Here is a 12373-nt window from a genome sequence, read left to right as displayed (position 1 = left end):
CGGCCTCGTGGTCCCTGTACCGGCTTCTGTGCCGGTGCCGACGTAAATTATCAGGATCCCTGCCTGATGGATAGCGGATATCATCCGCCCCATGCCCGCATCACCGAGCACGGCCCGCGCCATCAACGACCGGCTGGCCCTACGGCTGCTGCAACGCGACGGCCCCCTGACGGCGGGTCAACTGAAGCAGCAGACCGGCCTGTCCCGGCCGACGGTCGCCGACCTCGTCGAGCGGCTGACGGATGCCGGGCTCATCACGGTGGTGGGGGAGGCCGGCGAGCAGCGCCGCGGACCCAACGCCAAGCTGTACGGCATCGTCGCCGACCGGGCCCACCTCGCGGCCCTGGACGTCCGTACCGAGGGCGTCGCCGTCGTCGTCTGCGACCTGGTCGGCCAGGTCCTCGCCGAGGCGTCCGCGCCGATCGGCGGCGAGACGGGGACCGGTCCCGCGGTGGAGCAGTCGGTCGCCCTGGTGGAACGGGTCGCCAAGGAGGCCGGCGCGGAGGAGCTGCACACGGTCGGCATCGGCGCGCCCGGCCTCGTCGACCCCGCGTCCGGCGAGCTCCGCGACTCCACCGGGCTGCCCGAGTGGCACCGCCGTCTGGTGGCCGCCGTCCAGGAGCGGCTGCCTGCGGCCCGCGTCCACGTCGAGAACGAGACCAACCTCGCCGCTCTGGCCGAGCAGCGCGACGGCGTCGCCCGCGACCGTGACACCTTCGTCCTGCTGTGGCTCGGCGGCGGCACCGGCGCGGCCGTGGTCCTCGACGGCCGTCTGCGCCGGGGCGCGTCGGGCGGCACCGGCGAGATCGGCTTCCTCCCCGTGCCGGGCACGGGCACGCTGCCCACGGCCACGGACTGCGGCGGCGGCTTCCACTCCCTGGCCGGGGCGCAGGCCGTGGCCGACCTCGCCGCCGCGTACGGGCTCCACGCCCGCGCCACCGGAGGAGAGCCGCACGCCGCAACGCTCGTCCGCCGCGCGGCGGACGACGTGGCCGTGGACGGCACGCACCTCCCCGTGCCCGGGTCGGGCCCCGGACCCGGCCCGGGCACGGCGGCGGACCGCCGGGAGGCTCCGGGAGGTCCCGGCCGCGGCGGGGAAGAGCCCGCCGGGCACGGCCCGCAGGTGGTGGACGCCGCCGGCTTCCTCGACGCACTCGCCGACCGCGTCGCCCTGGGCGCCGCCTCGGTGGTGGCCGTCCTCGACCCGGGCTGCGTGGTGCTCGGCGGCGAGGTGGGACAGGCGGGCGGAAGCGCGCTCGCGGAGCGTGTCGAGCAGCGGCTGCGCCGCCTGTCACCGCTGCCCACCGAGGTCCGGCCGTCCGCCCTGGGCGGCACGGCCGTCCTGCGCGGCGCCCTGCTGACCGCACGGGACCGCGCCCAGGACGAACTGTTCACCACCGGCGAGCGCTGACGCCCCGACCGGCGAGACCCTGTGGCCGGGCTCCGGCCCGTCCGCCGCATCGGGCCCGGCGGGCACCGCCCGGCGGTCCGGAGGACGGCACTCCACCCGTCCGGCGGTCGGCGCTCCTTCGGCCCGGGCCGCAGTCCGGTGCCGTGATCGGACAGGCCTACCGGGCGCGCGGCACACCTCTCCGGGCGCGGCACCCACCCTCCCTGACAGCCGTCCCGTTCACGTCCGCGGAGCGTGGGACTGACGGTGGGGACGGCCCGGGCGGCCGGGAGCGACGGGCCGCACATGCGCCGGTCGGGGGGCGATCGCCGTGCCCTCACCCCGCCACGGGCGGGCCGTGGCGGGGTGGAGGGCCCGGCGGCGGGCAAGGGCCGTCGTCACCGCCGCCGGGCCGGTCCTCAGGCGTGGTCAGCAGGCCCCGAGGTCCTGCCACACGCCCCATTCACCGGTGGTACCGGGTTCCTCGCCCTTCGTCCACCACTTGGCCTTCCAGGTGTGCCCCTGGTGCGACACGATGCTGCCGCCCGTGTACTCCGTGGTCGACGACCACGCCGCGTCGGTGCAACTCCCCGTCCCGCCCGTCGGCGTCGGGGTCGCCGTCGTCGTGGGTGTCGGGCTCGGGCCCGCCGTGGTGCTGGGCGAGGGGGTCGGCATCGGTGCGGCCGTCCCCGGGTCCACCACGGTCGTCCCGCGTGCCAGGTCGCCGGCCAGTGCGTAGGTCTTTCCGTCGAACGTCACCGTCCAGTTCGACGGCGTCGACACCGGCAGGTAGTAGACGAAGTCCACGACCACCGACGCGCCGGGCGCCAGCGTCTGCCAGCTCGGCAGCTTCAGCGACACGCGGTGGTAGTCGCCCTTCAGGCCGCCGACGTCGTCCCCGGTGTGGTCGCTGCGGACGACCGTGGTGCCCCATCCCGACTGGTCCTTGGCGTTGCCGGGCGCCGAGGTGCCGTAGTCGAACTGGAACTGGGTGCCGCCCGGCAGGGTCACCGAGGTGTTGTTGGTGATCGTCAGCTTGGGGCTGATGGGGTAGTTGGAGTCGCCGAGCGGGAACTGCCCGAAGCCCACATCGATGTCCAGCGCCTCGCTCGGCAGGTCGATCGTCGAGCGCTTCGCGCCGTACGGGGAGGCCGACTTGAACTTCTCGTACATCGCGGAGGTCAGCGTCGAGCCCGGCTCGTACTGTCCCTCGGCCGCGTTCCAGGCGTAGTCGCCGGCCAGCTCCCACACCATCGTGCCGCCGATGCCCTGCGCGACGACGTAGTCGGCCTTGGCGTTCACCGACTGCTCGTCCTCGGTGGACAGGAACACCTTCTTCTCGGCGTTCCACAGCCAGGGCGCGACCAGCGTGGCGTCGTACTTGCGGGCGTACGTGCCGGTCAGCGTGGTGTCCGCGGGGAAGCCGTACCGGGTGACATAGTCGCCGACGATGCCCTTCTCCAGGTTCTTGGCGTGCCACATCGGGTTCGAACCAGCCGGCGCCTCCTGGCCGTCGGCGTCCAGGTCGTGCCACAGGTCGTCGATGCCGGTGGCGCCGTCGCCGCACTCGGTCAGCCCCGAGCCGGCCGGGCAGGTGGTGGTGGCCGCCCTGCCCCACAGGCCGTCGGTGCCGCCGGTGACGTTCTTGAAACCGCGCGTGTAGTACGGCAGGCCGATGTTGATCCGGCCCGCGGGCATCGACCCGCGGAAGTAGTGGTAGGCCCAGTCCGCGTTGAGGTAGCCGATTCCGCCGTACTGGGACGTGGAGTACACGCCCGCCGCGGCGAGCTCGGCGTCCTTCCCGTCGTCGAAGAGGGAGGCGTTCGGACCGACGTACTCGTTCCAGGCGCCGTGCAGGTCGTAGGACATGATGTTGACGTAGTCCAGGTACTTCTGCACCTGGAAGGTCTCCATGCCGCGCAGCAGGTATCCCGAGGAGGGGGCCGCCACCGACAGCAGGTAGTGCCTGCCGTCCGCCGCACCCGCCCGGTCCAGCCGCTCGCGCAGCGTCATCATCAGCGCCGCGTAGCCCTTGACCAGGCCGGCCCGGCGGGCGTTGGACAGGGACCGGTCGAGCGGGTTGCCCGCGTCCTTCATGGACGTCGGGTACTCGTAGTCGATGTCGACGCCGTTGAAGCCGTAGCGGCGCACGAAGTCCACCGCGGAGTCGGCGAAGGTGTCGATGCCGGCCTGGTCGACCGAACCGTCGGCGTTCGTCGCCATGGAGTAGAAGCCGCCGGAGCCGACCCGGTTTCCGCTGTCGTCGAAGTAGCCGCCGGTCTCCGCCCAGCCGCCGACGGAGATCAGCGTCTTGACGTCCGGGTGCTGCTTCTTGAACTTGTTCAGCAGGTTGAAGTGGCCCTGGTACGGATAGGCCGGGTCCATCTCCGCCCCCGCCACGCCCGGCCACGTCATCCCGGTGGCCGCGTTCGTGGGGCCGTCGGTGCCGACGGAGATCCTGTCGTCCGCGTCGACGTGCGCGAACGCGTAGTTGATGTGGGTGACCTTGTCCCACGGGATGTCCGGGGCCAGATAGGCGGGCGTGCCGTCCTTGCCGGTACGCCATCCGGTGAAGTAACCGATCACCCGGCGTTGGTGGTCGGCCCCCATCTTCTCGCGGCCGGACTCGTCGTAGACCGAGCAGTACGGCACATCGACACCCGGCGTCTCGTACAGCCCGTCAGGGCGGCAGGAGTCCTGGTCGGCCGCGTGCGACACGGTCGCCGGGAGGCCGGCGAGCAGCAGACCGGCGACAGCCGCTGCGGCCGTGAGCAGGGCGGGTCTGAGGCGATGGCGTGAGGGGGACAGCACAGTCGGTTCCTCTCCACGGAAGTTGCGCAGACCCTAGAGAGGACTAGACCAGTTGGTCAATAGGTCTGTACCAATTTCAACGGCGGCTCCCCGGACCCCAGTTGCCCGGAGGGGTCACGTGAGGGGATGTCGCCGCCACGGGCTGTGAGCCACTCCACACCCTGCCCCCGCATGCGTCCCGACCGGGCGTGGCACACTGGCCCTGTAGCTAAAGCAGCGCACTCCGGGGTCGGTGAAAGTCCGAACCGGCGGTTACAGTCCGCGACCCGGTCGCTTCCAGCGGCCGGTTGACCAGGTGAAATTCCTGGACCGACGGTTAAAGTCCGGATGGGAGGCAGTGCGCGGCGGGCGGGCATGTGTGCGCGCCGCCGAAACGGCTCGTCCCCTCGGGACGGGTCTGTCCGGCGTCGTCCCCCGTGTCCTCGTCCGTACTTCCTGTCATCGCGACAGGCCCCGGAGTCCGTGCCCGACAGAGGCAGGAGGACCCGGGAAGTGTTCACCGGAATCGTCGAAGAGCTGGGCGAGGTCACGGCCGTCGAGACCCTCGACGACGCCTGTCGGTTCCGCCTGCGCGGCCCCGTCGTCACCGACGGCGCGAAGCACGGCGACTCCATCGCCGTCAACGGCGTCTGCCTCACCGTCGTCGAGCACGAGGGCGACGAGTTCACCGCGGACGTCATGGCGGAGACCCTCGAGCGCTCCAGCCTCGGCGCGCTCGGCGCGGGCTCCCGCGTCAACCTCGAACGCCCCATGGCCGTCGGCGAGCGCCTCGGCGGGCACATCGTCCAGGGCCACGTCGACGGCACCGGCGAGATCCTCGACCGCAAGCCCTCCGACAACTGGGAGATCGTGACGATCTCCCTCCCCGAGGACCTCGCCCGCTACGTCGTCGAGAAGGGCTCCATCACCGTCGACGGCATCAGCCTCACCGTCGTCGACGCGGGCCCCGACCACTTCACCGTCAGCCTCATCCCCACCACCCTCGCGTTGACCACGCTCGGCCTGAAGCAGCCCGGCGACCGGGTCAACCTGGAGGTCGACGTCGTGGCGAAGTACGTCGAGCGCCTGCTCGGCGACCGCGCGCAGGCCCCGCGGCGCGGCGAGGAGGCGGCCCGGTGAACTGGCTCGACTCCGAGGCCTTCGTCCTGTTCGGCCAGCACATCATCTGGTCCGACATGGCCGGCAACATCCTCGGCCTGATCGCGCTCGCCCTCGGCTGGCGCCGCGCCCTGTGGACCTGGCCCGTGCAGTTCCTCTCCGGCCTGGTGCTGTTCACCGCCTTCTACGGCCACCTAGCCGGCAGCGCCGGCAAGCAGGTCGTCGTCATGACCGTCGCGCTGTACGGCTGGTGGCAGTGGCGCCGGGGCGAGGAAGGGGCCGACGACGGCCGGATCGCCGTCCGTTTCGCCTCCTGGCCCGAGCGCGCCGCGATGCTCTCCGCCGCAGCCGGCGGCACCGTCGCGGTGGCCCTGCTCTTCACCGCCTACCCGTCCCTGTCCTGGGACCCCTGGCCGGACGCCTACATCTTCGTCGGCACCGTCGTCGCCATGTACGCCCAGGCCCGCGGCATGGTCGAGTTCTGGTTCGCCTGGCTGCTCGTCGACCTCGTCGGCGTGCCCCTGAACTTCGCCAACGGCTACGCCTTCTCCGGCTTCGTCTACGTCGTCTACGGCGCGCTCGTCCTGTGGGGCATGCGCGACTGGTGGCTGCGCTCCCGCCGGACCCCGCAGCCCGTCCTGGAAGGAGCGCCGGCATGACCGCCCGCCCGTCATCCGCCACCCTGAACGAGGCACCCGCCACCGTCCCCGCGGTCCCGCCGATCCTCTACGGCGCCGAGGCCGTCGAGGACCTCACGCTCGATCCCGTGGCGCAGGCCGTCGCCGACATCGCCGCGGGCCGCCCGGTCGTGGTCGTCGACGACGAGGACCGCGAGAACGAGGGCGACCTCGTCATCGCAGCGGAAAAGGCGACCGAGGAGATCGTCGCCTTCATGATGAGCGAGTGCCGCGGCCTGATCTGCGCCCCCATGGAGGGACCGGAGCTGGACCGGCTGCGGCTGCCGCAGATGGTCGAGGACAACACCGAGTCCATGAAGACCGCGTTCACCGTGTCCGTGGACGCCGGCGCCGCCCACGGCGTCACCACCGGCATCTCCGCCTCCGACCGGGCCACCACCCTCCAGCTCCTGGCGAGCGGCACCGCCGAGCCGACCGACTTCGTCCGGCCCGGCCACGTGTTCCCGCTGCGCGCCCAGCCCGGCGGGGTCCTGGTCCGCAACGGCCACACCGAGGCAGCCGTCGACCTCGCCCGCCTCGCAGGCCTGCGCCCCGCCGGCGCCATCGTCGAGATCGCCGGCGAGGACGGCCGCATGCTGCGCCTTCCCGAGCTGGTCCCGTTCGCCCGCAAGCACGGCCTGACGATCATCTCCATCGAGGACCTGATCGCCTACCGCCGCTCCCCCCGGCTCCCGGCCCCTCTCGTCGAGCCGGCGGTGACCCCGAGCGAGCCCACCGTCCGCCGCGAGGCCGAGGTCACCCTGCCCACCGCCCACGGCCCCTTCCGGGCCCACGGCTACCGCTCCACCCTGGACGGCGTCGAACACGTCGCCCTCGTCCACGGCGAGATCGGCGACGGCGAGGACGTCCTCGTCCGCGTCCACTCCGAATGCCTCACCGGCGACGTCTTCGGATCCCAGCGCTGCGACTGCGGCCCCCAGCTCGACACCGCCCTGGACCGCATCCAGGCCGAGGGCCGCGGCGTCGTCGTCTACCTGCGCGGCCATGAGGGACGCGGCATCGGACTGCTGTCCAAGCTGCGCGCCTACGAGCTCCAGGAGCGTGGCCGCGACACCCTGGACGCCAACCTGGAACTCGGCCTTCCCGCGGACGCCCGCGACTACGGCGCCGGCGCTCAGATCCTGGCCGACCTCGGCGTGCGCAGCGTCCGCCTGATGACCAACAACCCCGACAAGAGCGACGCGCTGCTGCGCCACGGCATCGAGGTCATCGGCCGTGAGCCGATGCCCGTCACGGCCGGCGAGCACAACCTCCGCTACCTGCGTACCAAGCGGGACCGGATGGGACACGACCTGCCGTGGCTCGACGCGGCCCCCGCGGTCGCCGGCACCTGCGGCAACCAGTAACACACCAGCGAGGAGACACACGAACGTGAGCGGCAAGGGCGCACCGGAACTGTCCGTACGCAATGCGGGTGACCTGCGGGTCGCCGTGATCGCGGCGCAGTGGCACGAGAAGGTGATGGACGGTCTGGTGGACGGCGCCCTGCGCGCCCTGCACGAGATGGGCATCGACGAGCCGACCCTGCTGCGGGTCCCCGGCAGCTGGGAACTCCCGGTGGCCGCCAAGGCCATGGCCGACCGCGGCTACGACGCCGTCGTCACCCTCGGCGTCGTCATCCGCGGCGGCACCCCGCACTTCGACTACGTGTGCCAGGGCGTCACCCAGGGACTCACCCGGGTGTCCGTCGAGACCGGGGTGCCGGTCGGCTTCGGCGTGCTGACGTGCGACACCGAGGAGCAGGCCCTGGACCGGGCCGGCCTGGAGGGCTCCAGCGAGGACAAGGGGCACGAGGCCGTGACGGCGGCGGTCGCCACCGCGGCCACCCTGCGCTCGGTATCCGAACCCTGGCACTGAGGAGTCGCCCGAACCGCGTAGGGTAAGGACCACCATGTCCAAGAAGACGTTCGAGGAGCTCTTCACCGAGCTCCAGCACAAGGCCGCCCAGGGCGATCCCGCCACCTCCCGCACTGCCGAACTGGTGGGCAAGGGCGTCCATGCCATCGGCAAGAAGGTCGTCGAGGAGGCCGCCGAGGTCTGGATGGCCGCCGAGTACGAGGGCAAGGAGGCGGCAGCCGAGGAGATCTCGCAGCTGCTGTACCACGTGCAGGTGATGATGGTCGCCCGCGGGATCTCCCTCGACGACGTCTACGCCCACCTGTAAGCCGCCCGCCGTCACAGCCGTCAGAACACCCCCCTTCACGCAAAGGAAGCCGACCTCATGCTGCGCATCGCCGTCCCCAACAAGGGTTCACTGTCCGGCCCTGCGGCGGAGATGCTGCATGAGGCCGGCTACCAGCAGCGCCGCGAGTCCAAGGAACTGCGGATCGTCGACCCGGAGAACGAGGTCGAGTTCTTCTACCTCCGCCCCCGCGACATCGCGATCTACGTCTCCTCCGGCCGCCTCGACATCGGTATCACCGGCCGCGACCTGCTCGTCGACTCGGGCGCCAACGCCGAGGAGATCCTCCCGCTCGGCTTCGCCCGCTCCACCTTCCGCTTCGCCGCCAAACCGGGCGCCGTCGCCGGCGTCGAGGACCTCAAGGGCAAGACCGTCGCCACCTCCTACGAGGGGATCGTCGCCAAGCACCTCGCCGACCGCGGCATCGACGCCTCCGTCGTGCACCTCGACGGCGCCGTCGAGACCGCCATCGAGCTCGGTGTCGCCGAGGTCATCGCCGACGTCGTCGAGACCGGCACCTCGCTGCGCAACGCCGGCCTGGAGGTCTTCGGCGAGCCCATCATGACGTCCGAGGCCCTGGTGATCCGCCGCACCGGCGCGGACACCGAGGAGCCCAAGGTGCAGCAGTTCCTGCGCCGCCTGCAGGGGGTCCTGGTCGCCCGGACGTACGTGATGATGGACTACGACATCCGCGCCGAGCACCTGGAGGAGGCCGTCGCCATCACTCCGGGCCTCGAAGGACCGACGGTCTCACCGCTCCACAACGAGGGCTGGGTCGCGGTCCGCGCCATGGTGCCCACCAAGGAGGCCCAGCGGATCATGGACGACCTGTACGCGATCGGCGCCCGGGCCATCCTGACCACGGCCATCCACGCCTGCCGTCTGTGAGCAGCCCCGCCATGCCCGATCCCCGCGACACCTCCGACCGGCCCGGCCCGCCCGCCCTTCCGGTCACGTTCCGGCCCGCCCGCACCCGGGCCGTCCTGGTCACCGCCGGAGTGGTGATCTTCGTGGTGATCTCCGCCGTCGGGCTGCTCCTGGAGCAGCTCGGCCCGGGGGAGAAGCTCAGCTTCGTCCTCACCGGCGCCCTGGTCCTCGGCGTCCTGCTGTGGCTCTCCCGGCCGAAGGTCGTCGCGGACGACGACGGTGTCACCGTGGTGAACTTCGCCGGCACCCGCCGCCTGGCCTGGGCGGAGATCCTCAAGGTGAACCTGCGGGTCGGGGACCCCTGGGTCTTCCTCAACCTCAGTGACGGCACCAGCCTGCCCGCGCTCGGCATCCAGCCCGGCATCGACAGGCAGCGCGCCATCGCCGACGCGCGCGCCCTGAGCGCGCTGGTCGAGGCACGGTCGATCGCGGAGCCCGACACGGGCGCAGAGGCCGGCCCGGAACAGGATCAGGGCTGACTCGGGGGCGCCGGCCCTGCCGCACGCGGCGGAATCTTGACTAATCTGGGGGCAGAGGCCTTTCGCTGTGCCTCCGCCCCTGAGCGCCGCCCGGCACCCAGGGGCTCCTTCTACCCGAGGAGTGACCCTCTCCGGCGATGGACGGATCGTCCTGCAGTACCTGCGCCACCCCCTCCCGGCATAACGCGGACCCGCTCCGCGGACATGCGGAGGCGGTGGCATCGTGACCCTCTCCCTGCTGCTCCTGACAGCCGCATTCCTGCTCATCCTCGCCAACGGCTTCTTCGTCGCCGCCGAGTTCGGCCTCGTCACGGTCGAGCGTCCGGAGGCCGAACAGGCCGCAGCCGAGGGCGACCCCCGCGCCCGTTCGGTCGTCGAGTCGCTCAAGGAGCTCTCCTTCCAGCTCTCCGGCACCCAGCTCGGCATCACCATCACCTCCCTCGTCGTCGGCATGCTCGCCGAACCGGCGCTCGCCGGGCTGCTGCACGGCCCGTTCGCCGCGATCGGCATACCCGGGGGCGCGGTCGGTGGTGTGGCGGTGGTCGTCGGGATGCTGCTGGCCTCCGCCGTGCAGATGGTGATCGGCGAACTCGTGCCGAAGAACTGGGCGGTCTCCAAGCCGCTCCAGGTCGCACGTTTCGTCGCCGGCCCGCAGCGGATCTTCTCGCGTCTGTTCCGGCCGGTCATCGCCGGCCTCAACGCCGTCGCCAACCGGCTGGTCCGTGCGCTCGGCGTCGAGCCCGCCGAGGAGCTGGCCTCCGCCCGCACGCCCGGCGAGCTGGTCTCCCTGGCCCGCCACTCGGCCCGGGCCGGTGCCCTGGAGCAGGACACCGCCGACCTGTTCGTCCGGACCCTGTCGCTGGGCGAACTGACCGCCCAGCACGTGATGACCCCGCGGGTGAAGGTCAGCGCGCTCCAGTCGTCCGCCACGGCTGAGGACGTGGTCAACCTGACCCGGGCCACCGGCCTCTCCCGCTTCCCCGTCTACCGGGACAAGATCGACGAGATCGTCGGCATGGTCCACCTCAAGGACGCGCTCGCCGTCCCGGTCCACGACCGGCTGCGGACGCCCGTGGTCCGGATCGCCCGCCGCGCCCTGCTCGTCCCCGAGACCCTGCCCGTTCAGCCGCTGCTGGCACGGCTGCGCAGCGAGCAGCCCATCGCCGTCGTGGTCGACGAGTACGGTGGGACGGCCGGCGTGGTCACCCTGGAGGACATCGTCGAGGAACTCGTCGGTGAGGTCCGTGACGAGCACGACGGGCACGACCTGCCCGAGCTCGCGGCCGTCCCGCCCGAGGACGGCCGGCCCGCCTGGGACGTGGACGGCAGCTGCCGTGTCGACATCCTCCGGCGCATAGGACTCCACGTGCCCGAGGGCCCCTACGAGACGGTCGCCGGGCTCGTCGCCGACCTGCTGGGCCGTATCCCCGCCCCCGGCGACCGGGCCGAGCTGCCCGGCTGGCGGCTCTCCGTGCGCCAGGTCGGCCACTACCGCGCGGAGCGCGTCCGCCTGGTGCGCACCGCCCCGGTCGTGAGCGTCATGGAGGTCGCCCGGTGAGCGCCTTCCAACTCGTCTTCGCCGCGCTCCTCGTCCTCGCCAACGGTTTCTTCGTCGGCGCCGAGTTCGCGCTGGTCTCCGTCCGGCGCAGCCAGATCGAACCGCTTGGCACCGCCCGGGCCCGCCAGGTGCTGTACGGCCTGGAACGGCTTCCGCAGATGATGGCCGCCGCCCAGTTCGGCATCACCGTCTGCTCGCTGACGCTCGGCGCGGTCGCCGAGCCGACGGTGGCCCGCCTGCTGGAGCCGGTGTTCGAGTGGATCCACCTGCCGCACGGTGTGATCCATCCGCTCGGCTACGTCATCGCCCTGGCGGCCGTCGTCTTCTTCCACCTCGTCATCGGCGAGATGGTCCCGAAGAACCTCGCCATGGCCGCTCCCGAGAAGGCCGCGCTGTGGCTCAGCCCCGGCCTGGTCGCCTTCGCCCGCCTGTGCAGGCCGATCACCGTCGCGCTCGGTGCCTGCGCCCAGGCGATCCTCCGCCTGTTCCGCGTCGAGCCCAAGGACGAGGTCGAGGCCGTGGTCACCAGCGAGCAGCTCAACCGCCTGCTGGAGGACTCCGGCCAGGCCGGCCTCCTCGGCCCCGAGGAGCGCGAGCGGCTGGAGGACGCCCTGGAGCTGGGCTCCCGCCCGGTGACGGACGTCCTGCTGCGCCGAGAGTCGCTGATCACGGTCGGTCCGTCGGTCACCCCGGGCGAGATCGTCGATCTGACCGCCCGCACGGGCTACTCCCGGTTCCCGGTCGCCGCGGAGAACGGCGCCGCCTTCATGGGATACCTGCACGTCAAGGACGTCCTCGACCTGGAGGACTCGGACCGGGCGGTACCGCAGCAGATCTGGCGGCCCATGACGACCCTGCGGGCCGAGCTGCCGCTCGACGACGCGCTCACCGTGATGCGCCGCGCCGCCACCCATCTGGCCCAGGTGGCCGATGCGAGTGGCAAGGTGCTCGGTCTGGTCGCGCTGGAGGACGTCCTGGAGCTGCTGGTCGGCGAGGTGCGGGACCCTGCGCACCGCGAGGCACCGGAGGAGCAGGAGCAGGTCCTGGCGAGCTAGGGCGTCGTTCGAAGGTCCCCGCCTGCCCCGGGACGTCCGGGGCGTCCTTCTGCTCGGCTCCGGTCGAGCCGGGGGAGGCGCCGTGCCGTCGTCGGAGGGGCGCCGTCGTACGCCGCGTACGAGGGCGGCCCTCCACCCTGCGGTCGCACGGACCGGGCTCCGCGGGGCGGGCCTT

11 protein-coding genes and 1 riboswitch are annotated in these 12373 nt (G+C 72.1%); of the genes, 10 read left to right on the top strand and 1 reads right to left on the bottom strand.

The window, feature by feature from the left end:
* Positions 1 to 91: 91 nt before the first annotated feature.
* Positions 92 to 1411: an ROK family transcriptional regulator gene (locus JS756_RS27040; protein WP_205385831.1), complete on the top strand. Its 1320-nt coding sequence runs from the start codon at positions 92 to 94 to the stop codon at positions 1409 to 1411.
* A 408-nt stretch (positions 1412 to 1819) separates the two neighbouring features.
* Here the strand turns inward: JS756_RS27040 and JS756_RS27035 are convergent, their stop codons facing one another.
* Positions 1820 to 4201 carry a chitinase C-terminal domain-containing protein gene (locus JS756_RS27035; RefSeq protein WP_205385830.1) on the bottom strand — a complete coding sequence of 794 codons (2382 nt, stop codon included), beginning with the start codon at positions 4199 to 4201 and terminating at the stop codon, positions 1820 to 1822.
* A gap of 214 nt (positions 4202 to 4415) precedes the next feature.
* A riboswitch (FMN riboswitch) is annotated at positions 4416 to 4546 on the top strand.
* 147 nt (positions 4547 to 4693) lie between these two features.
* Between JS756_RS27035 and JS756_RS27030 the strand changes: the two genes are divergently transcribed.
* From JS756_RS27030 to JS756_RS26990, 9 genes are all read left to right on the top strand, one after another.
* The gene (locus tag JS756_RS27030; protein WP_205385829.1) at positions 4694 to 5320 is read left to right on the top strand and encodes a riboflavin synthase; all 627 of its coding nucleotides are present in this window, start codon (positions 4694 to 4696) and stop codon (positions 5318 to 5320) included.
* Entirely contained in the window at positions 5317 to 5958 is a 642-nt protein-coding gene (locus tag JS756_RS27025) for a nicotinamide mononucleotide transporter family protein (protein ID WP_205385828.1), read from the top strand. Before JS756_RS27030 ends, JS756_RS27025 begins: the two co-directional genes overlap by 4 nt.
* A complete protein-coding gene (locus tag JS756_RS27020) occupies positions 5955 to 7343 on the top strand; it encodes a bifunctional 3,4-dihydroxy-2-butanone-4-phosphate synthase/GTP cyclohydrolase II (protein WP_240204426.1) in 1389 nt (462 codons plus the stop codon). Before JS756_RS27025 ends, JS756_RS27020 begins: the two co-directional genes overlap by 4 nt.
* 25 nt (positions 7344 to 7368) lie before the next feature.
* On the top strand, positions 7369 to 7854 hold the full coding sequence (gene ribH, locus JS756_RS27015; RefSeq protein WP_205385827.1) for a 6,7-dimethyl-8-ribityllumazine synthase: 486 nt from the start codon (positions 7369 to 7371) through the stop codon (positions 7852 to 7854).
* A gap of 34 nt (positions 7855 to 7888) precedes the next feature.
* The gene (locus JS756_RS27010; protein ID WP_019983911.1) at positions 7889 to 8161 is read left to right on the top strand and encodes a phosphoribosyl-ATP diphosphatase; all 273 of its coding nucleotides are present in this window, start codon (positions 7889 to 7891) and stop codon (positions 8159 to 8161) included.
* A 57-nt stretch (positions 8162 to 8218) separates the two neighbouring features.
* Entirely contained in the window at positions 8219 to 9067 is an 849-nt protein-coding gene (gene hisG / locus JS756_RS27005; RefSeq protein ID WP_205385826.1) for an ATP phosphoribosyltransferase, read from the top strand.
* Between the two features lie 11 nt (positions 9068 to 9078).
* The gene (locus tag JS756_RS27000; protein WP_205385825.1) at positions 9079 to 9585 is read left to right on the top strand and encodes a PH domain-containing protein; all 507 of its coding nucleotides are present in this window, start codon (positions 9079 to 9081) and stop codon (positions 9583 to 9585) included.
* Between the two features lie 223 nt (positions 9586 to 9808).
* Positions 9809 to 11143, top strand: a complete 1335-nt coding sequence (locus tag JS756_RS26995) for a hemolysin family protein (RefSeq protein ID WP_205385824.1) — start codon at positions 9809 to 9811, stop codon at positions 11141 to 11143.
* Positions 11140 to 12198, top strand: coding sequence for a hemolysin family protein (locus tag JS756_RS26990; protein ID WP_205385823.1), 1059 nt, complete (start codon positions 11140 to 11142; stop codon positions 12196 to 12198). Before JS756_RS26995 ends, JS756_RS26990 begins: the two co-directional genes overlap by 4 nt.
* The last annotated feature ends 175 nt before the right edge of the window (positions 12199 to 12373 follow it).

The organism is Streptomyces actuosus (genome assembly GCF_016921115.1).
GTDB classification, from domain to species: domain Bacteria; phylum Actinomycetota; class Actinomycetes; order Streptomycetales; family Streptomycetaceae; genus Streptomyces; species Streptomyces actuosus_A.
Note: the sequence above shows the minus strand (reverse complement) of the source record. Positions and strands in the feature narration are given on the sequence as shown.

Coding starts and splice junctions, on each gene's coding strand:
- JS756_RS27040 (WP_205385831.1), top strand. CDS start 92: ATGCCCGCATCACCGAGCACGGCCCGCGCCATCAACGACCGGCTGGCC.
- JS756_RS27020 (WP_240204426.1), top strand. CDS start 5,955: ATGACCGCCCGCCCGTCATCCGCCACCCTGAACGAGGCACCCGCCACC.
- JS756_RS27010 (WP_019983911.1), top strand. CDS start 7,889: ATGTCCAAGAAGACGTTCGAGGAGCTCTTCACCGAGCTCCAGCACAAG.
- hisG (WP_205385826.1), top strand. CDS start 8,219: ATGCTGCGCATCGCCGTCCCCAACAAGGGTTCACTGTCCGGCCCTGCG.
- JS756_RS27000 (WP_205385825.1), top strand. CDS start 9,079: ATGCCCGATCCCCGCGACACCTCCGACCGGCCCGGCCCGCCCGCCCTT.